Annotated in this window: 17 protein-coding genes; 4 read left to right on the forward strand and 13 right to left on the reverse strand. The window is 66.1% G+C overall.

Going from position 1 to position 19,056, the window contains the following annotated elements; genetic code table 11:
* Positions 1 to 5: 5 nt before the first annotated feature.
* The 5 genes from frr to rfbD form a co-directional block, all read right to left on the reverse strand.
* Positions 6 to 563, reverse strand: coding sequence for a ribosome recycling factor (gene frr / locus GH660_RS13390; protein WP_153147183.1), 558 nt, complete (start codon positions 561 to 563; stop codon positions 6 to 8).
* A 10-nt stretch (positions 564 to 573) separates the two neighbouring features.
* Positions 574 to 1,290 carry a UMP kinase gene (gene pyrH, locus GH660_RS13395; RefSeq protein ID WP_153147184.1) on the reverse strand — a complete coding sequence of 239 codons (717 nt, stop codon included), beginning with the start codon at positions 1,288 to 1,290 and terminating at the stop codon, positions 574 to 576.
* A gap of 16 nt (positions 1,291 to 1,306) precedes the next feature.
* A complete protein-coding gene (gene tsf, locus GH660_RS13400) occupies positions 1,307 to 2,206 on the reverse strand; it encodes a translation elongation factor Ts (RefSeq protein ID WP_153147185.1) in 900 nt (299 codons plus the stop codon).
* A 55-nt stretch (positions 2,207 to 2,261) separates the two neighbouring features.
* Complete coding sequence (gene rpsB / locus GH660_RS13405; protein ID WP_153147186.1) at positions 2,262 to 3,011, reverse strand: 30S ribosomal protein S2; 750 nt, start codon at positions 3,009 to 3,011, stop codon at positions 2,262 to 2,264.
* 188 nt (positions 3,012 to 3,199) lie between these two features.
* Positions 3,200 to 4,111: a dTDP-4-dehydrorhamnose reductase gene (rfbD, locus tag GH660_RS13410; RefSeq protein ID WP_153147187.1), complete on the reverse strand. Its 912-nt coding sequence runs from the start codon at positions 4,109 to 4,111 to the stop codon at positions 3,200 to 3,202.
* A 121-nt stretch (positions 4,112 to 4,232) separates the two neighbouring features.
* Between rfbD and map the strand changes: the two genes are divergently transcribed.
* Both map and GH660_RS13420 read left to right on the forward strand, forming a co-directional pair.
* Positions 4,233 to 5,033, forward strand: a complete 801-nt coding sequence (gene map, locus GH660_RS13415) for a type I methionyl aminopeptidase (RefSeq protein ID WP_153147188.1) — start codon at positions 4,233 to 4,235, stop codon at positions 5,031 to 5,033.
* On the forward strand, positions 5,033 to 7,597 hold the full coding sequence (locus tag GH660_RS13420) for a [protein-PII] uridylyltransferase (protein WP_153147189.1): 2,565 nt from the start codon (positions 5,033 to 5,035) through the stop codon (positions 7,595 to 7,597). The genes map and GH660_RS13420 overlap by 1 nt, the downstream gene beginning before the upstream one ends.
* Before the next feature lie 51 nt (positions 7,598 to 7,648).
* Here GH660_RS13420 and GH660_RS13425 read toward each other — a convergent pair whose 3' ends face one another.
* Genes GH660_RS13425 through smc form a run of 7 tightly spaced genes read right to left on the reverse strand, consistent with a single transcriptional unit; the run spans position 7,649 to position 17,650 of the window.
* On the reverse strand, positions 7,649 to 8,419 hold the full coding sequence (locus GH660_RS13425; RefSeq protein ID WP_153147190.1) for an S-methyl-5'-thioinosine phosphorylase: 771 nt from the start codon (positions 8,417 to 8,419) through the stop codon (positions 7,649 to 7,651).
* Positions 8,420 to 9,124 (reverse strand): class I SAM-dependent methyltransferase, encoded by a 705-nt coding sequence (locus GH660_RS13430; RefSeq protein ID WP_153147191.1) that lies wholly within the window; start codon positions 9,122 to 9,124, stop codon positions 8,420 to 8,422. It abuts the gene before it with no gap.
* Positions 9,121 to 9,672, reverse strand: a complete 552-nt coding sequence (locus GH660_RS13435) for a hypoxanthine-guanine phosphoribosyltransferase (protein WP_153147192.1) — start codon at positions 9,670 to 9,672, stop codon at positions 9,121 to 9,123. The genes GH660_RS13430 and GH660_RS13435 overlap by 4 nt, the downstream gene beginning before the upstream one ends.
* Positions 9,673 to 10,542, reverse strand: coding sequence for a UTP--glucose-1-phosphate uridylyltransferase GalU (gene galU, locus GH660_RS13440; protein WP_153147193.1), 870 nt, complete (start codon positions 10,540 to 10,542; stop codon positions 9,673 to 9,675). It abuts the gene before it with no gap.
* Positions 10,539 to 12,923, reverse strand: coding sequence for an NAD-dependent DNA ligase LigA (ligA, locus tag GH660_RS13445; protein WP_153147194.1), 2,385 nt, complete (start codon positions 12,921 to 12,923; stop codon positions 10,539 to 10,541). The genes galU and ligA overlap by 4 nt, the downstream gene beginning before the upstream one ends.
* The gene (locus GH660_RS13450; protein WP_153147195.1) at positions 12,923 to 14,137 is read right to left on the reverse strand and encodes a cell division protein ZipA C-terminal FtsZ-binding domain-containing protein; all 1,215 of its coding nucleotides are present in this window, start codon (positions 14,135 to 14,137) and stop codon (positions 12,923 to 12,925) included. Before GH660_RS13450 ends, ligA begins: the two co-directional genes overlap by 1 nt.
* On the reverse strand, positions 14,138 to 17,650 hold the full coding sequence (gene smc / locus GH660_RS13455) for a chromosome segregation protein SMC (RefSeq protein ID WP_153147196.1): 3,513 nt from the start codon (positions 17,648 to 17,650) through the stop codon (positions 14,138 to 14,140).
* A gap of 81 nt (positions 17,651 to 17,731) precedes the next feature.
* Here smc and queF point away from each other — a divergent pair, with 81 nt between their 5' ends.
* A complete protein-coding gene (queF, locus tag GH660_RS13460; protein ID WP_153147197.1) occupies positions 17,732 to 18,151 on the forward strand; it encodes a preQ(1) synthase in 420 nt (139 codons plus the stop codon).
* Positions 18,151 to 18,624 (forward strand): nucleoside deaminase, encoded by a 474-nt coding sequence (locus GH660_RS13465; RefSeq protein WP_153147198.1) that lies wholly within the window; start codon positions 18,151 to 18,153, stop codon positions 18,622 to 18,624. Before queF ends, GH660_RS13465 begins: the two co-directional genes overlap by 1 nt.
* Before the next feature lies 1 nt (position 18,625).
* On the opposite strand, the gene GH660_RS13470 is transcribed toward GH660_RS13465, so the two are convergent.
* Positions 18,626 to 18,991: a hypothetical protein gene (locus tag GH660_RS13470; protein ID WP_153147199.1), complete on the reverse strand. Its 366-nt coding sequence runs from the start codon at positions 18,989 to 18,991 to the stop codon at positions 18,626 to 18,628.
* Positions 18,992 to 19,056 lie beyond the last annotated feature (65 nt).

A 19,056-nucleotide genomic window follows, 5' to 3' on the forward strand; every position in this document is an offset into this window, starting at 1 on the left:
GCGCACTAAACCTGCATCAGCTCGGCCTCTTTCTGGGCGAGCATCTTGTCGACATCGGCGACGTATCGGTCGGTCAGCTTCTGGACATCGTCCTGCGCCTTGCGCTCGTCATCCTCGGGAATGTCGCCCTTCTTCAAGGCGTCCTTGAGGTGGGCGATGGCATCGCGGCGTAGATTGCGGATCGCCACCTTGGCGCCCTCGCCTTCGTGCCTGACGACCTTGATCATTTCCTTGCGCCGCTCTTCCGTCAGTGCCGGCATCGGCACGCGGATCAGGTCGCCCTGCGAAGCCGGATTGAGGCCGAGGTCGGAGTCGCGAATGGCCTTCTCGACCTTCTGCGCCATTCCCTTTTCCCAGGGCTGCACGCCGATCGTTCGGGCATCGATCAGGGTGATGTTGGCGACCTGATTGACCGGCACCAGGGAACCGTAATAGTCCACCTGGACGTGATCGAGCAGACCGGTATGAGCGCGACCGGTACGGATCTTCTGGAGGTCGTTCTTCAGCGCCTCGAGCGACTTCTGCATCTTGCCTTCGGCTGTCTTCTTGAGTTCCGGAATCATTTTGTCTCCCTCAGCAATAGACCAGCGTACCCTCATCCTCGCCGCAGACCACGCGCTTCAGCGCGCCGGGCTTGAAGATGGAGAACACGTTGATCGGCAATTTCTGGTCGCGGCACAACGCGAAGGCCGTGGCATCCATGACGGCGAGATTCCTGGCGATGGCGTCGTTGAAGCTGATCCTGTCGAAGCGGGTTGCCGCAGGAACCTTCTTTGGATCGGCGGAATAGATACCGTCCACCTTGGTGGCCTTGAGAACGATTTCGGCACCGATTTCCGACCCGCGCAAGGCTGCTGCGGTATCGGTGGTAAAGAACGGGTTGCCCGTCCCGGCACCGAAGATGACGATCTTGCCTTCCTCGAGGTAGCGTATGGCCTTGCCGCGGATATACGGCTCGACCACCTGCTCGATGTTCAGCGCCGACTGCACGCGGGCATTGAGTCCCGCCTGGCGGAACGCATCCGAGAGCGCCATGGCGTTCATCACCGTCGCCAGCATGCCCATGTAATCCGCGGTAGCGCGATCCATCCCGGTGGCCGTACCGGCCATGCCGCGAAAGATGTTACCGCCGCCGATCACGACGCCAATTTCGACGCCCAGATCGGCAACCGCCTTGATCTCCCCGACGATCCCCGCGATGGTCTGGGGATTGATGCCGTAGGCGTCGTTGCCCATCAGGGCCTCGCCGGAGAGCTTGAGGAGGATGCGCTTGTATCTGGGCGTGGTCATGGCTTTTCCCTGCAGATTACTTCTTGGCGGCGGCAGCAGCAGCCTGGGCAGCGACTTCGGCGGCGAAGTCGTCGACCTTCTTCTCGATGCCTTCACCCACCACGAACAGCGTGAAGGCGGCGACCGAAGCGCCCTTCTCCTTCAGCAGCTGCTCGATAGTCTGCTTGCCATCGGCTGCCTTGACGAAGACCTGACCGAGCAGCGTGACGTCCTTGAGGTACTTCTGAACCGTACCTTCGGCGATCTTTTCCAGCATCGCTTCCGGCTTGCCGGCCTCGCGCGCCTTTTCGACGGCGATGCGGCGCTCCATGTCGAGCAGCTCGGCGGGAACCCCGGAGGCATCCAGCGACTTCGGTTTGGAGGCGGCGATGTGCATCGCCAGATCCTTGCCCAGTTGCTCGTCGCCACCGATCACATCGACCACGACGCCAACCTTGGCGCCACCGTGGATGTAGGAGACCAGCCGGCCCTTGGCTTCGAAACGGACGAAGCGGCGGATCGTCATGTTTTCGCCGATCTTGCCGACCAGGGCGGAACGGGTCGATTCGACGGTCCCCTCGCCCATCGGCAGCGCGGACAGCGCAGCGACGTCGGCCGGATTTTTTTCAGCGACCAGCGCGGCGGAGCCATTGGCCAGCGCGATGAACTCGTCGTTCTTGGCGACGAAATCGGTTTCGCTGTTCACTTCGATAATGGCACCGGTCTTGCCGTCAGCGGCGATGCTGACGGCGACGATGCCTTCGGCCGCAACGCGGGTCGCGGCCTTGGAGGCCTTGTTGCCGAGCTTGACGCGAAGGATTTCCTCGGCCTTGGCCATGTCGCCGTCGGCTTCGGTCAAGGCCTTCTTGCATTCCATCATCGGTGCGTCGGTCTTGCCGCGCAGTTCGGACACCATGCTTGCGGTAATTGCCGCCATATTATTCTCCTGAGCTTTACAGACGGGCGGAGCACTGGGCCCCGCCCTTGCAACCTTATTGCGCTGCTTCTTCCTGAACTTCGACGAACTCGTCATCGCCGCCGGCGGCAACGATTTCCTGGACGACCTGGCTGCGGCCCTCGAGGATGGCATCGGCCACGCCGCGGGCATACAACTGGATGGCGCGGGACGAGTCGTCGTTACCCGGGATCACGTAGGCCACGCCATCCGGGGAATGGTTGGTATCGACGACGCCGATGACCGGGATGCCGAGCTTTTCGGCCTCGGTGATGGCGATCTTGTGATAGCCGACGTCGATGACGAAGATGGCGTCCGGCAGGCCGGCCATGTCCTTGATACCGCCGATGGACTTCTGCAGCTTTTCCAGTTCGCGGCGGAAGGTCAGCGCCTCCTTCTTGGGCATGCGATCGAGTTCGCCGGCCTCGACGGCCAGTTCCATGTCCTTCAGGCGCTTGATCGAGGTCTTGACCGTCTTGAAGTTGGTCAGCATGCCGCCCAACCACCGCTGGTCGACATACGGGGCGCCGGCGCGCAGCGCTTCTTCGCCGATGATCTCGCGGGCTTGGCGCTTGGTGCCGACGAACAGGATGTTGCCACGGTTGGCGGCCAGCTTCTTCACGAAAGCCATGGCTTCGTTGTACTTGGCCAGGGTCTTTTCAAGGTTGACGATGTGAATCTTGTTACGCGCACCGAAGATATACGGTGCCATCTTGGGGGACCAGAAACGGGTCTGGTGGCCGAAGTGCACGCCGGCCTCCAGCATTTGACGCATGGTCACGGACATAGTGAAACTCCTTTAAGGGTTGAACCGCCACCCGCCGGAAACGCCCGCCACGCTTGAAAATGGCGGACACCCTTAATCGGCGGATGTGTGGATTGATTGCACACACCACGTGCACAACCGTTTTTTTCGAGACTTTCATCTCGGAAAAACTTTTGAATTATAGCATCGCTGAATTATGCAAATAAAGCTCAATAGCCGTTTTGCTTGAGCGAAAGCAATTGCAGCATGCGCACCAGATAAGGCTCCCAGTCGGGCATCTGGAGGCCGAAATCGCGTTCCAGGCGCGTGCAGTCGAGGCGGGAATTGGCGGGCCGCACGGCGGCCGTCGGATATTCGCTGCTCGCGATGGCGCGGATCGCCTCGGATGTCAGCCGCAAGTCGAAGCCCGGCACGGCGCCGGCACGGTCGACGATGGTGCAGGCAAATTCGTGCCAGCTGACCGGTCGACCGGAGCAAAGGTGGTAAAGCCGCTGCTTCTCGCGGTTCATCGCCCGCCCCTTGCGCAACATGGCGAGCACGACGCCGGTGACGGTTGCGATCATTGCCGCCGGCGTCGGCGAGCCGACCTGGTCGGCGACCACGTTCAAGCTCTCCTTCTCGCGCGCCAGGCGCAGGATGGTCTTGACGAAATTCCCACCTCGCGCACCGAAAACCCAACTCGTCCTGAAGATGACGGATTTCCCGCCCGCCGCGCGGATCGCCTCCTCGCCCGCCAGCTTGCTGCGGCCATAGACGCTTTGCGGATTGGTCGGGTCGCTCTCCAGATAGGGCGACGTCTTGCGACCGTCGTAGACATAATCCGTCGAATAGTGGATCAACAGCGCCCCGAGCCGCGCCGTCTCCTCGGCCAACAGGCCCGGGGCCTCGCCATTGACGCGCATGGCCAGCTCAGCTTCGGATTCGGCGCGATCCACCGCGGTATAGGCCGACGCATTGACGACGACCGCCGGTTTCAGCTGTCGGACCATGGAACGCAGACGATCGAGATCGGTCAGATCGCAATCCGAACGCCCACAGGCGATCACCGGACCATGCGGCGCCAGCGAGCGTTGCAGCTGCCAGCCGACCTGACCGTCCTTGCCGAGAAGGAGAATGCCCATTGCCTTGCCGAAGAAATGCAGATCGTCTAATTATGCCATCCGTCGCCGCCCCCGGCTTTGAGAAACAGGTGGCATCCTTTATCCTTCGCCCCTTTCCAACCGCACGGTCCACCGTCCATCCATGAGCATCTCCATCAAGACACCGGAAGAAATCGAGAAAATGCGCGTCGCCGGGCGCCTTGCTGGCGAGGTCCTCGACTATGTCGCACCTTTCGTGAAGGCCGGCGTGACGACCGACGAGCTCGACCGTCTCTGCCACGACTACACGGTGAATGTGCAGGGCGGCATTCCGGCGCCGCTGAACTATGCGCCGTCCGGCTACAACCCCTACCCCAAGTCCATCTGCACCTCGGTCAACCACCAGGTCTGTCACGGCGTGCCCGGCGACCGCGTGCTGAAGAACGGCGACATCATCAACCTCGACGTCACCCCGATCAAGGACGGTTACCACGGCGACACCAGCCGCATGTACCTGATCGGTGAACCTTCCATCCAGGCGAAACGCCTGTGCGAAATCACCTTCGAGTGCATGTGGCTGGGCATTTCCGTGGTCCGTCCCGGCGGCCATATCGGTGACATCGGCGCCATCATCCAGAAGCACGCCGAGAAGAATGGCTATTCGGTGGTCCGTGAATTCTGCGGCCACGGCATCGGCGCCAAGTTCCACGAGGATCCCCAGGTGACGCACTACGGCAAAGCGGGCACCGGACCGAAAATGGAACCCGGCATGATCTTCACCATCGAGCCGATGATCAATGCCGGCAAGGCCGCCATTCGCGAACTGGCCGACGGCTGGACGATCGTCACCAAGGATCATAGCCTGTCCGCCCAGTGGGAACATACCGTCCTCGTCACCGCTACCGGCTACGAAGTCCTCACCCTCTCCGCCGGGTGCCGGCCGAAGCCTGACTGGATCGCATGATGAGCATCGACCTTGCTGCGCTGCGCAACGAAATTCGGAGCGGGCAGCAAAACCTGCGCGAAGCCTATGCGCTGAACAACGACGCGCAGGCGCTGCTCAGAAATCGCTGCCAGCAGGTCGACAGCGTCCTCAACCGCCTCTGGGCGAGCCTGGACTTTCCGGCCTCGCTGGCCCTCGCGGCGGTCGGCGGTTACGGGCGGGGCGAACTGTACCCGGCGTCCGACATCGACCTGCTGATCCTGCTGCCGCAGGAACCCGGGCCGGCGCTGCAGGAGCGCCTGGAAAAGCTGATCGGTCATTTCTGGGACATCGGTCTGGAAATCGGACATAGCGTCCGCACCGTCCAGGAATGCCTGAACGAAGCCGCCGACGACATCACGGTGCAGACGGCGCTGCTTGAAGCCCGCCTGCTGACCGGCAACAAGAAGCTGTTCACCACCTTCGAAAAGCGGCTGCGCGGCAATCTCGACCCGCTGGTGTTCTTCGAGTGCAAGCGGCTCGAACAGCAGGAGCGCCACCTGCGCTTCAACGAAACCCCCTACAGCCTGGAACCGAACTTCAAGGAGGCACCGGGCGGCCTGCGCGACCTGCAGGTGATCTTCTGGGTGGCGAAGGCCGCCGGCTACGGCACGACCTGGGACGAACTGGAAAGGAACGGCATCCTTTCCAGTGAAGGACTGGAACAGGCCCGACGCAGCGAGGAATACTTGCAGCACCTGCGCATCCGCCTGCACCTGATGCTCGGCCGGCGCGAGGATCGCCTGCTGTTCGACTACCAGAACACGCTCGCCGCCCAGTACGGCTTCGAGTCGACGCTGGCAAAGCGCGCGTCCGAGCAGTTGATGCAGGGCTATTATCGCAACGCCAAGGCGATCACCCTGATCAACACGATCCTGATGCAGAACATCGGCGCCGCCCTGGCGCCGGAAAGCGAACAGTTGCCGCAACCGATCGACGAACATTTCCAGTCGGTCGGCGGCCTGCTCGACGTTCGCGACGAAGGCATCTTCGCCAGCAAGCCGGCGCTCATCCTGGACAGTTTCCTGGTCATGCAGGAAAACCCCGATCTGCATGGCATGACCGCGCGTACCCTGCGCGCCCTGTGGCATGCGCGCGACCTCATCACCCCGGAGTTTCGCGCCCGGCCCGAGAATCGCGCCGCCTTCATCAAGCTGCTGCAAAGCGAGCGTGGCGTCGTACACGAGTTCCGCCGCATGAACCAGCTCGACATCCTGGGCGCCTACCTGCCCTGCTTCGGGCGCATCGTCGGCCAGATGCAGCACGACCTGTTCCACGTCTATACGGTCGACCAGCACATCCTGCAGGTCCTGCGCAATATCCGGCGCTTCACCATGAGCGAGTTCGCCCATGAATACCCGCTGTGTGCGCGCGCCATCGCTGAATTCGACCGCCCCTGGCTGCTCTATGTGGCGGCGCTCTTCCACGACATCGCCAAGGGCCGTGGCGGCGATCATTCGGAGCTCGGCACGGTCGATGCGCAGACCTTCTGCGAAGACCACGGCTTCTCGGCGGAAGACACCGAACTGGTCGTCTGGCTGGTCCGCCACCACCTGATCATGTCCCAGGTCGCGCAGAAGGAAGACCTCTCCGATCCCATCGTGATCACCTCCTTCAGCCGCCTGGTCGGCGACTACCGGCACCTGACCGCCCTCTACCTGTTGACCCATGCCGACATCCGCGGCACCAGCCCGAAGGTGTGGAACCAGTGGAAGGGCAAGCTGATGGCCGACCTCTACCACCTGACCCAGGAACATCTCGGCCAGGAAAGCCCGCAGGCGCCGCAGGGCATCATCGCCGAACGGCAGGCCGGGGCGATGCGCCTGTTGCGCTACTTCGCGCTTTCCGACACCGTCCATGAGCGGCTGTGGAAGCAGCTGGATACCGTCTATTTCCTGCGCCATTCGGCCGAAGAGATTGCCTGGCACACGCGCTCACTGCACTATCGCATCTTCAACGACCAGCCGGTCGTGCGCGCCCGCCCGCACCAGGATGGCGACGGCCTGCAGGTGATGGTCTACACCCAGGACCAGCCCGATCTGTTCGCCCGCATCGTCGGCTTTTTCGCCCGCGCCGGCTACAGCATCGTCGACGCCAAGATCCATACCACGGCGCACGGCTACGCGCTGGACAGCTTCGTCGTCCTCGATGTCGCGCAACGCCACAACGACCGCGAAATGGTGGCCTACATCGAGCATGAACTGGAAGATCGCCTGATCCGGCAGACGCCGCCGGAAGCGCCCTCCTCCGGCCGCCTGTCGCGGCAGGTCAAGCATTTCCCGATCAAGGCGGAAGCAGAAATCCGCCCCGACGACAAGGGCGCCCACTTCGTGCTGACGCTGGTGGCCGCCGACCGCCCCGGCCTGCTCTACACCGTGGCCACCACCATCGCGGAGCACGGGGCCAACCTGCACACCGCCAAGATCACCACGCTCGGCGAGCGGGCGGAAGACGTCTTCCTGATCAGCGGCGGCGACCTGCGCCAGAGCTCCCGGCGCATCCAGCTCGAATCCGAGCTGATGGAGCGGCTGAAGGTCAGCGCTTAGGGCGTGTTCACAGCAAGCAGCGGGCTGCCGGTTACTGTGAACACGCCCTAGTCAGACCGACATGCCCATCGGCGGCGTGCCGTTCTGGCAGCCGACGAGCCGCTCGATGACGCTCCGCACGCGCCCCATGGCTTCGTGCAGGACATGCTCGAGGCTGGAGAACTGGATGCCGTTGGCACTGTCGCCACGCCCCGCGGCATGGTTGGCGACCACGCTGATGGCCGCGTAGGGCAGGCCCAGTTCGCGCGCCAGAACCGCTTCCGGCATCCCGGTCATGCCGACCAGGTCGGCGCCGTCGCGTTCAAGGCGGTTGATCTCGGCCGCCGTTTCGAGGCGTGGCCCCTGCGTCGCGGCATAGACGCCGCCGACCTTCATTTCGATCCCGAGCGCCGCGCCGGCCTCCTGTATCCGGGTGCGCAATTCGCGGTCGTACGGCTCGGTGAAGTCGACATGCGTCACCGGCGAACCGTTGCCCTCGAAGAAGGTCGCCTTGCGCCCCCAGGTGTAGTCGATGATCTGGTCGGGAATGACGATGTCGCCCGGCTGCAGGTCGGCGCGGATGCCGCCGACCGAAGCGACGGAAATCACCCCGGTCGCCCGGTGATGATGCAGCGCCCAGAGGTTCGCCCGATAGTTAACCATGTGCGGCGGGATGGTGTGGCCGTAGCCGTGGCGCGGCAGGAACATCGCCGGCCGGCCGCAGATCTGCCCGAAGACCAGTGCGCCTGAGGGCTCGCCATAGGGTGTGCGCACCACTTCGCGGCGCGAAACGTCGAGATTCGACAGCGTGGTAAGGCCGCTGCCGCCGATGATTGCCAGCATTCAGTTGTTCCTTTCGGCCATCAGCGAGGCCAGTGTCGGGACGACGCCCTTGAGCGACGGATGGGCGCGCCGCAAATGCGCCAGTTCCGGCGCGCTGCTCGCGAGCTTGCGGTAGAGCGCGTTGCCGCGTTCGGCGGAGAACGGCAGGTCGCGCAGGGTCTTGCCCAGATGATAGCGGACCAGCGTGTCGCGCCCGATATCCTTGGCCTGCCAGGGAATCGCCGTCCGGTCGACAAGATGCAGGTGACGCACCGACGGCAGCGCCGCCGCCAGTTCGGCCACCTTGCGATGCATGGCTTCGCGATAGGCGACCACCGCCTGTCCGCCGTCGCCGGCCGCCGCCCCGGTCGTCGTTGCGGGTGCGCCCATCAGCCAGCAGACCACGGTATCCGGTGCGAAGGCGGTAATCGCCGCCAGCGCGTCGCTGTCGAGGTTCGCGACATCGGCCTGCCGCAACACGACGCCGGCGCCAACATCCGGCCGTCCGCCGGTCGCCGCCAGGCATTCCGGCAGCGTGTCGATGGCCAGCACCGCCAGTCCGCGCGCCACCAGGGCCGCGGTGCCGAAACCGAGCCCGCAGCCGATCTCGAGGACCCGGCTACCCGTGACCAGCGACGCCATCCATTCGTAATCGCCGTGCCGGGCATAGGCATCGCCTTCGCTCCGCCAGTAGCCGAGAAACTCGCCGACCGTGGCGCCGCTCATTCGGCCTGTTCCTTGAGCGCGTAGATCGCCGGCAGGTTGCGCCAGGCGCCGCCGACATCCATGCCGTAGCCGAAAACGAAGCGGTCAGGCACGGTCAACCCGACAAAATCGGCAGAAACCGGTTTGCGCTTGCCGTTCAGCTTGTCGGCGAAAACCGCCAACAGGACCCGGGCGGCACCGAGGCGCGTCAGGCTTTCCTTGACCGCGGCGAGGGTCACGCCTTCGTCGAGAATGTCGTCGACCACGAGGACGGTGCGGTTCTTGACCGTAATCCACGGCGCGCTGCGCCACGAGATCTTGCCGCCCTGCGTTTCGGCGCCATAGCGCGTCGCGTGCAGGTAGTCGAAGTCGAGCGGAAAATCGAGCTTCGGCAGCAGTTGACCGCAGAAGATCACGCCGCCGGTCATCACGCACAGCACCAGCGGGTTGCTCTCCGCCAGCTGCGCGCGAATTCGCGCCGCAACGTCGTCCAGGGCGGCCTGGACGGCCGTGGCGGAATGAATCTCCTCGGCCCCGGCCAGCAGCGTGCGTGCTTCCTGTCGTTCCACTCAGGCCCCCAGGGATTTCAGATAGGCATCGAAGGCGGGCCCGACTTCCGGGTGGCGCTGGCCGAAGACGACCGTCGCCTGCAGGTAGCCGAGCTTGGAGCCGCAGTCGTAGCGGGTGCCGGCGTAGCGGTAGGCCAGCACCTGCTCCTCGCTGAGCAGCGAGGCGATGCCGTCGGTGAGCTGGATTTCGCCCCCAGCCCCCGGCCTGACGTTCTCCAGGTGGTGGAAGATGCGCGGCGTCAGGATGTAGCGTCCGACGACCGCCAGCGTCGACGGCGCCTCTTCCGGCTTCGGCTTCTCGACGATGGCGCCGACCTGCTCCACCCGGTCGGCGACCTTGCGCGCATCAACAATGCCATAGCTCCGGGTGTCTGCGCGTGGCACATCCTGCACGCCGAGCACGGAGCAGCGGTAATAGTCGTAGGTATCGGTCATCTGCTTCATCACCGGCGGCTGGCCGTCGAGCAGGTCATCGGCCAGCAGCACGGCGAACGGCTCGTCGCCGATCACCGGCTTGGCGCACAGCACGGCGTGGCCGAGGCCGAGCGCTTCGGCCTGGCGGATGTAGATACAGTTGATGTTCTTCGGAATCATGTTACGCACGAACTCCAGCATCTCGTCCTTGCCGCGCGCCGCCAGTTCCGATTCCAACTCGTAGGCCTTGTCGAAATGGTCCTCGATGGAACGCTTGGAGCGGCCGGTGACGAACACCATGTCGGTAATCCCGGCCGCCACCGCTTCCTCGACCGCGAACTGGATCAGCGGCTTATCGACGATGGGCAGCATTTCCTTCGGGCTGGCCTTGGTCGCCGGCAGGAAACGGGTCCCCATGCCGGCTACCGGAAAGACCGCTTTTCTGACTTTTTTCATTCTTTCTCTCCCTCTTCGAGCAATTCCAGCAATTCTGCCTCATCGATCACCGGCACGCCCAGTTCCCGCGCCTTTTCCAGCTTGGAACCAGCCTCCTCGCCGGCCACCACGAAATCCGTCTTCTTCGATACCGAACCGGCCACCTTGCCGCCCGCCGCCTCGATCATGTCCCTGGCCGCGTCGCGCTTCAGCGTCGGCAGCGTGCCGGTCAGCACGAAGGTCTTGCCGGCCAGCGCCGAAATTGGCCCTTTTTCACCGTCGACCGCAGCAGGCAGCATCGCCACCAATTCTTCCCGGCGCATCGCGACGGCAGCGAGCAGGCCGCGCTTGCCCGGCGTCTGCAGCCAGTGGGCCAGCGCGTCGATCACTTCGCCCGGCAAGCCGCCGCTCGACAGCGCCGCGCCATTGACACCCTCGGCCGCCAGCCTCGAACCATCGACCAGCGCGGCCAGTTGTTGCGCCCGCAGGGGCGTCAGCTTCGGCACGCCGAGCGCGCCGTAGAGTTCGCTCCAGGCCAGCCGTTCGGCCAGCCCGGGATGCGGCGCATGCTCGTCGGCCGGCGCCACGCCTTCGGCGAGCAGTGCATCGACCGCGGCGACGTTGCGTTCCTCGGCGAAGAAATCGGCGATCGCCGCCGCCACCGTCGCCCCGATGTCCGGCAGCACGGCGAGCAGCGGCGCCGGCGCCCGGCGCACGCGCTCGAAGCTGCCCAACCAGTCGGCCAGCGTTTTCGCGGTCGACTCGCCGACGTGGCGGATACCCAGTGCAAAGAGCAGCCGCGCCAGGCTCGGCCGGCAGCTGGCGGCAATCCCGGCGAGCAGGTTCTCGGCCCAGCGCGTCGGCACCTGCCCAGCCTTGACCGTTTCCGGCACCGTGCCGTCGCGCTCGTCGGCGCGCCGCTTCATGTCGAGCAGGTCGTCGAGTTTCAGGCGATAGAGGTCGGCGACGCCATGCACGTAGTCGAACTCGACCAGGCGCTCGACGTAACGCTCGCCCAGACCTTCGATGTCCATCATGCGCCGCCCGGCGAAATGCAGGATGGCCTGGATGCGCTGTGCGCGGCACGAAAAACCGCCGGAGCAGCGCGTCACCGCCTCGCCCGGCTCGCGCACGACGTGCGCGCCGCAGACCGGGCAGGCGTCGGGCATCACGAAAGGCTTCGCGTCGACGGGCCGGCGTTCGGCGACGACGCCCAGCACTTCCGGGATGACGTCGCCGGCGCGGCGGACGATCACGGTGTCGCCAACACAGATGCCGCCCTTGCGCTCGACCTCGTCGGCGTTGTGCAGGGTCGCGTTGGTCACCGTGACGCCGCCGACGAAGACCGGCTGCAGGCGCGCCACCGGGGTCAGCGCGCCGGTGCGGCCGACCTGGATGTCGATCGCCTCGACGACGGTCAACGCCTCCTGCGGCGGGTATTTGTGGGCGACCGCCCAGCGCGGCTCGCGCGAACGGAAACCGAGGCGGCATTGCAGCTCCAGGCTGTTGACCTTGTACACCACGCCGTCGATGTCGAACGGCAGGCTGTCGCGCAGCCCGGCGATGCGCCGGTGGAAGCCGGCCAGTGCCTCGCCGCCGGCCAGCACGGCGCGGTGTTCGCAGACCGGCAGGCCGAAGGCGGCCAGCGCGTCGAGCACGCCGGCATGCGTTTTCGGCATTTCCCAGCCGTCGACCGCACCCAGGCCGTAGGCGAAGAAACACAGCGGCCGGCTCGCCGCCACTGCCGGGTCGAGTTGGCGGATGCTACCGGCCGCCGCGTTGCGCGGATTGACCAGCGTCTTCTCGCCGCGCGCCGCGGCCGCCGCGTTGTAGCGTTCGAGATCGTCGCGCCGCATGTAAACCTCGCCGCGCACTTCCAGCAGCGGCGGCGCCGCACCCCAAAGGCGCAGCGGAATCTGCCGCACGGTACGCAGGTTCTGCGTGACGTCCTCGCCGGTGGCGCCGTCGCCGCGCGTCGCGCCGCGCACGAGGACGCCGTTTTCGTAGCGCAGGCTGATCGCCAGACCGTCGAATTTCAGTTCGGCGGCGTAATCGACAGGCGGCGCGTCGTCCGCCAGCAGCAATTCGCGCCGGATGCGCGCGTCGAAATTCAGCGCGCCGCTCGGTCCGGTGTCGGTTTCGGTCTGGATCGACAGCATCGGCACGTCGTGGCGTACCGGCGCGAACTGGGCGAGCGCCGGCGCGCCGACGCGCAGGGTGGGCGAATCGGCGGTGCGCAGCCCGGGATGTTCCGCCTCCAGCGCCTGCAGTTCGCGGAACAGCCGGTCGTACTCGGCATCCGGAACGGTCGGCGCATCGAGGACGTAATAGGCGTGGTTGTGGCTTTCGATTTCGCCGCGCAGCCAGGCGGCGCGCTCGGCGGCCGGCACCGGCACCGCCATCAGGAGAAGAGCCGCAGCGCCTGCGCCGAGCCGGCGGGAATTCCGTAGCTGGCCATCGTCGCTTGCGGCTTGCCGATGAATTCGCGCCGGATGTGGTCGAGCTGCATGTCGTTGAGCGGTTGCCGGTTGTCGTCCACCAGCGTGCCCTGCAGGGTTTCCGCGAAACGCCTGGCGAGGTCGACCATCTGCAGGAAAACCCGCTCGCCGTGGGCGACGCGCGGCACGTCGAGAACGAAGGTCAGGCCATGCGTCGTCAGGTTGCGCATCGCCTCCCCGGAAAAGCGGGTCGTCTCGAAGTTCTGCAGCGTGAACTGGGTGCGGCCGTCGTCATCGTAGCGCGTGAAGGCGCCGTCATCGCCGAGCACCATGCCGGCCGCCTCGGCGAGGGCACGAATCTTGGTGCCGGAAAACGGCGCCGCACGGCTGACCAGATTGACCCCGATTTCCAGGTCGACCGCAGCGCAGAAACGGTCGATCTCGGCCGCCTGGTCACCCAGGCGGCTGGCCGGCATGTCGGCCACCGCCAGCAACTGGTCAGCGAGGTCGTGCATGGCTTCGGTAAAGGTCGCCAGATCGGCATCCGACACCGGGCCGGTGCGATCGACCAGCTGCAGGCCGACCCGCAGGCGGCGCACCGGCACCTCGCTGTCCGGCGCGATGCGTTCCCACTCGCGCGTGCGCTCGTTGAAGGCGACCCAATGCACCGGCTTGCCCAGGTGCTGCAGCGTGGCGTGCTGGGCATGGACGATCTGCGCCCCGGGCACCGCATCGACCAGCTCCATGGCGGCGATGAATTCCAGGCGCGGGTCGAGCAGCGTGCCCGGCACCAGTCCGGCCGGCAGGTCGGGAATTTCGATCTCGGGTTCCGGCACGGGTGCAGCCGCGGCCGGCGAGGCCATCTGCACTTCGGTATCGGCATCTGCCAGGCTCGGCGGCAAATCCCGCGCGGCGCCCTCGTCTTCCGGCGCGGCGTCGGCCAGCACCGGTTCGCGGCGCTCCGCGGCGACTACCGGGCTGGCGGCATGGAATTCCGGTTCGTTGCGCACCACCGGTGCCGCCTTCGGGCCTTCGCCGAGCAGCACGTCCTCGTGCTGCGGTTTCAGCAGCGCCTCGGCGAGCTTGCGCTGGCGGTATTCCTGCCACTTGTTGTAGGCGAACACGCCGACCACCGCCGTCGCGCCCAGGCCAATCAATCCCATCTGGAGTTCGGTCATTTAAGCCGCATCCCTCATCTTCAAAGCTTCTTCGATATCCACTTCCACGACGCGCGATACGCCGGATTCCTGCATCGTCACGCCGACCAGCTGCTCGGCCATTTCCATGGCGATTTTATTATGGGAAATGAATAGAAACTGCGTGTTGGCGGACATTTTCTGCACCATGCCGCAAAAGCGCTCGGTATTGGTATCGTCGAGCGGCGCGTCGACCTCGTCGAGCAGGCAGAACGGCGCCGGGTTGAGCTGGAACATCGAGAAGACCAGCGCGATCGCCGTCAGCGCCTTCTCGCCGCCGGACAGCAGGTGGATGGTCGAGTTCTTCTTGCCCGGCGGCTGGGCGATGACCTGGACGCCGGCATCGAGGATCTCGTCGCCGGTCATCACCAGCTCGGCGCGGCCGCCGCCGAAGAGTTCCGGGAAAAGCCGGCCGAAATGGCCGTTGACCGTGTCGAAGGTGCTTTGCAGCAGGTCGCGCGTCTCGCGGTCGATGCGGCGGATGGCGTTTTCCAGCGTTTCCATCGCCTCGGTCAGGTCGGCCGCCTGCATGTCGAGGTAGCCCTTGCGCTCGGTCGCCGTCTCCAGTTCCTGCAACGCCGCCAGGTTGACCGCGCCGAGTTCGCCGATGGCGTTGCCGAGGCGGGTGATCTCGCCCTGCAGGGCCGCCGGCCGGACGGCGCCGCCCTGGCTGTCGAGTTCCTGCGCCAGCGCCGCCTCGTCGGCGCCGGCTTCCAGCAGTTGCTGGGCGAACTGCTCCGTGTTGAGCGCCGCCGCCTGCTCCTTCAGCTTGAGGTCGCCGATGCGCACGCGCAGCGGCTCCAGACCCTGTTCTATGCGCAGCCGCTGCTCTTCCAGCCCGCGCAGCGCATTGGTCGCCGCCTCCAGGGCATCGCGGCATTGGGCCAGCGCCTTTTCCCTTTCCTGCCGCGTTTCCAGCGCCGCCTGCAGGTTGTCCTCCATGACGTCGGCCGGCGCCACCGCCACCTGCTCGGCGCACTGGGCGCGATCCGCCTCGATGCGGTTCAGTTCGCGCTGCGCCACCGCCTGCTGGGCGAACACGTCCTGCAGCTTGCCTTCGCTTTCACGCTGCGAGAACTGCGCCTCGCGCAGGGCGCGGTCGAGGTCGGCGTTGCGCTCGCGTTCGGCGCGCACGGCGCGTTCGGCCTCGTCCAGCCGCGACTGGGCACCGGCGACCAGCACGCGGATGCGCGCCAGGCCGTCACGCACCTCGGCGATCTTGTCGTCGGCTGCCATGTCGCGTTCGCGCTCGGCCTCCTCTTCCTCGGCGAGTTCGGCCATCTGCTCCTGCAGGCGCTCCTTCTGTTCGCGGTGGCGCTCGATCGCCTGGCCGAGCTTGAGCACCTCGAGCTGCACCGCATGTACGCGCTGCTGGCGATCGGCCACGTACTGGCGGATTTCGCCGATTTCTTCCTGCTTGTCGGCGTACTGCTCGTCGAGCATCGCCAGCTGCTCGCGCACCGCCGCGGCCTGCTCCTCGCCGGCGGCAATATCTGCGGCCAGGGTCTCGATTTCGCGCTGGCGTTCGAGCAGGCCATGCTCGCCCTGGTCGGGCGCGAAGAAGGTGAGACTGGCGTGCGTCACCAGGTCGCCGCCGGCCGTTACCAGCACCGCCCCCGGCGCCAGTTCGGCGCGCCGGGCCAGGGCAGCGTCGAGCGATTCGGCCGTGTGCACCGCACCGAGCCAGTCGGCCAGCGCGGCGGCGATCGCCGGATTGTCGCAGCGTACCCGCTCGCTCAGCCGCCCGGCCTGCTCGCCGTCGCCGGCTGCGGCGGCCAGCATCACGCTCAGGTGCGCGTCGGGCCGGTCGTGCAGCCATTCGTCGAGCTTGGCCGGATCGTCACAGGCGATGGCGTTCAGGCGTTCACGCAGGACCGCCTCGACCGCCGACTCCCAGCCGGCCTCGACATGAATCTGCTGCCATAGCGGCGTCGCGTTTTCCAGCCCGTGGCGGCGCAGCCATTCCGGCAACCTGCCCGATTCGCGGGCGCGCGCCTGCATCTGCTCCAGCGCGGCGCGCCGTGCCTGGCCGGCGGCCAGTTCGCGCTCGTTGCGCTGCAGCTCGCCCTGGACCTGCTTGCGGGAGGCTTCGAGCTGCGGCAATTCCTGCTGCAACTGCTGCAAATGGTCCTGGTCACCGGCCAGCTCCTCGCGCAGCAACGCCAGTTCCTCTTCCTTCTCGGCCAGGTCCAGCGCATCCGGCGCATCCTGTCCGCCGCCCTCGTCGCGCAACCGCTCGCGGCGCTGGACGATGGCCTGCAGCGCGCGCTGGGCATGCGACTTGTTGGTCAGCTCGACCTCCAGGCGCTGCTCGCCGTTGGCGGTGCGCGCCTTCAGGCGCTGCAGTTCCTCCTGGGCCTGGGCGTGGCTTTCCTCGACCTGCGGTGCGATGTTCATCTGCTGGTGCAACCGGTCTGCAGCTTCCTCGACGCGCAGGCGGGTGATTTCCTGCAATTCCTCCCATTTCTGCCGGTCGACCGCAAGCCTTTCCGCCGTCTGCCCCCAGTGGGCCAGTTCGCCCTCCAGCTGGGCGAGGCGCGTCTCCAGCTGATGGCGCGATTCGCGGCGGTGGCGGATTTCGGCTTCCAGCCGCGCCACCTCGGCATTGGCGGCATACATGTCGCTCTGCGCCTGGTGCAGGGCGTCGCCGGCGGCGAAATGCGCTTCCCGCGTTTCCTCGGCGCGCGCTTCGGTTTCACGCAGGGCGGCGCTCTGCGCTTCCAGTTCGGTGACGGCGCGCTCGACGTCCAGCGACAGGCGCTGGCGCTCGCCCTCGGCTTCGCGCTTCCGCAGCAGCCAGAGCAGTTGCTGGCGGCGCACCAGCTGTTCGTTCAGCGCATGATAGCGGCGGGCAACCTCGGCCTGCGCTTCCAACTTCTCCATCTGGTTGCCGAGTTCGAGGCGGATGTCCTCGACGCGCAACAGGTTCTCCCGCGTGTCCTCCAGGCGGCCGTTGGTTTCCTTGCGCCGCTCCTTGTAGCGGGTGACGCCGGCCGCTTCCTCGAGGAAGATGCGCAGGTCGTCCGGCTTGGCCTCGATGATGCGCGAGATCATTCCCTGGCCGATGATGGCGTAGGCGCGCGGCCCGAGGCCGGTGCCGAGGAAGAGGTCGGTGATGTCCTTGCGCCGGACCTTCAGGTTGTTGATGAAGTAATCCGACTGCCCCTGCCGCGTCAGCGTCCGCTTGACCGACAGTTCGGCGTACTGCGACCACTGGCCAAGCGCCCGCCCGAGGGCGTTGTCGAAGATCAGCTCGACCGAGGCGCGCGACACCGGCTTGCGCCCGGTCGTCCCGTTGAAGATGACGTCCATCATCGACTCGCCGCGCAGTTCCGAGGCCTTCGACTCCCCCAGCACCCAGCGCACGGCATCCATGATGTTGGACTTGCCGCAGCCGTTGGGGCCGACGACGCCGACCAGCTGCCCGGGCACGGCCACGGCGGTCGGATCGACGAAGGACTTGAAGCCGGCGAGTTTGAGTTTGGTCAGGCGCATGCGGATGGCGGCAGCGGCGAGAAAGCCCTGCCTTGACGGGGGCCGTATAATAACATCGACCTACTTTTGAAGACGCCCAGCATGTCCAGCCAACCGACCAAGACCCTCGAAACCTTCCCGAATCCCGCCGCCGGCCGTGATTTTCACATCCACATGCAGATTCCGGAATTCACCTGCCTGTGCCCGAAGACCGGGCAGCCGGATTTCGCCACGCTGATCCTCGACTACATCCCCGACCAGCTGTGCGTTGAGCTCAAGAGCCTCAAGCTCTACATGTGGTCCTATCGCAACGAGGGCGCCTTCCACGAAGCCGTCACCAACCGCATCCTCGACGACCTGGTCGCCGCCACCCAGCCGCGCTTCATGCGCCTGACCGCCAAGTTCTACGTGCGTGGTGGCGTGTTCACCAATGTCGTCGCCGAACACCGCAAGGCGGGCTGGCAGCCGGCGCCGCGCGTCGACCTGAGCAGTTTCGACAGCGACTCCAACACCCGGGGCTGATGAACCAGGACGATCTCTTCCTCGCCCGCGCCATCGAACTGGCGCGCATGGGCAGCGAACGCGGCGAGGGCGGCCCCTTCGGCGCCGTCATCGTGTGCGATGGAAGGATCGTCGCGGAGGGCTGGAACCGTGTGGTGGCCAGCCGCGACCCGACGGCGCACGCGGAAATCGGCGCCATCCGCGCCGCCTGTGCCGCGGTCGACAGCTTCCACCTGCCCGCCGCCACGCTCTACGCCTCCAGCGAACCCTGCCCGATGTGCCTTTCCGCCGCCTACTGGGCGCGCATCACCCGCATCGTCTTCGCCAACAGCCGCGCCGAGGCGGCCGCCATCGGCTTTTGCGACGACGAACTCTATTGCGAGTTGGGCCGCCATTTCTCGGCGCGCAGCATCGTCATGGAACACCACCCGCTGCCGGGCTCGCTGCTGCCGCTGCAAAACTGGGCCAGCAACCCGACGCGCGTGGCCTACTGAACTACCGGTTGCGGTCGACGCGAAAAATCAGCCGATTTCCACGCTGATCCTCGCCACTGCCGCGGAACGAACGGCAGGTGATCGCCTCCCAGCGCACCGGAATTTCCCGGCCGTCGGAGCAATGCACCACGCCGTCGCCGGCCTCGCCGGCGCAACTGTCCGGCGTCGGCGACACCCTGGGCGGCAAGGCCAGGCCATCGCAGCTCAGGCGCCCCTCCCGGTCGACCAGCACGAAGCGCCCGCCGCCGCGGTTGCCCGGATAGCCCTTGCCGCTCATCTCGCCCGGCACGTCGCTCAGGCTGCCGCGCGCCTGGTAGCCGAAGGCGCAGGCCGCCAAGACAGCCGGGGCAATGAGAGCAGCGATCAACGCGGGTTTGTTCACGAGGCAGCGCAGGCTTTTTCAGGGATAATCGGCATTTTGACACCCATTCG

Source organism: Dechloromonas sp. H13 (assembly GCF_009469615.1).
GTDB lineage: Bacteria > Pseudomonadota > Gammaproteobacteria > Burkholderiales > Rhodocyclaceae > Azonexus.

Bases quoted from the DNA above. Each gene is read 5' to 3' on its own strand.
- frr (WP_153147183.1), bottom strand. From the start codon at position 563: ATGATTCCGGAACTCAAGAAGACAGCCGAAGGCAAGATGCAGAAGTCG.
- pyrH (WP_153147184.1), bottom strand. From the start codon at position 1,290: ATGACCACGCCCAGATACAAGCGCATCCTCCTCAAGCTCTCCGGCGAG.
- tsf (WP_153147185.1), bottom strand. From the start codon at position 2,206: ATGGCGGCAATTACCGCAAGCATGGTGTCCGAACTGCGCGGCAAGACC.
- rpsB (WP_153147186.1), bottom strand. From the start codon at position 3,011: ATGTCCGTGACCATGCGTCAAATGCTGGAGGCCGGCGTGCACTTCGGC.
- rfbD (WP_153147187.1), bottom strand. From the start codon at position 4,111: ATGGGCATTCTCCTTCTCGGCAAGGACGGTCAGGTCGGCTGGCAGCTG.
- map (WP_153147188.1), top strand. From the start codon at position 4,233: ATGAGCATCTCCATCAAGACACCGGAAGAAATCGAGAAAATGCGCGTC.
- GH660_RS13420 (WP_153147189.1), top strand. From the start codon at position 5,033: ATGAGCATCGACCTTGCTGCGCTGCGCAACGAAATTCGGAGCGGGCAG.
- GH660_RS13425 (WP_153147190.1), bottom strand. From the start codon at position 8,419: ATGCTGGCAATCATCGGCGGCAGCGGCCTTACCACGCTGTCGAATCTC.
- GH660_RS13430 (WP_153147191.1), bottom strand. From the start codon at position 9,124: ATGAGCGGCGCCACGGTCGGCGAGTTTCTCGGCTACTGGCGGAGCGAA.
- galU (WP_153147193.1), bottom strand. From the start codon at position 10,542: ATGAAAAAAGTCAGAAAAGCGGTCTTTCCGGTAGCCGGCATGGGGACC.
- ligA (WP_153147194.1), bottom strand. From the start codon at position 12,923: ATGGCGGTGCCGGTGCCGGCCGCCGAGCGCGCCGCCTGGCTGCGCGGC.
- GH660_RS13450 (WP_153147195.1), bottom strand. From the start codon at position 14,137: ATGACCGAACTCCAGATGGGATTGATTGGCCTGGGCGCGACGGCGGTG.
- smc (WP_153147196.1), bottom strand. From the start codon at position 17,650: ATGCGCCTGACCAAACTCAAACTCGCCGGCTTCAAGTCCTTCGTCGAT.
- queF (WP_153147197.1), top strand. From the start codon at position 17,732: ATGTCCAGCCAACCGACCAAGACCCTCGAAACCTTCCCGAATCCCGCC.
- GH660_RS13465 (WP_153147198.1), top strand. From the start codon at position 18,151: ATGAACCAGGACGATCTCTTCCTCGCCCGCGCCATCGAACTGGCGCGC.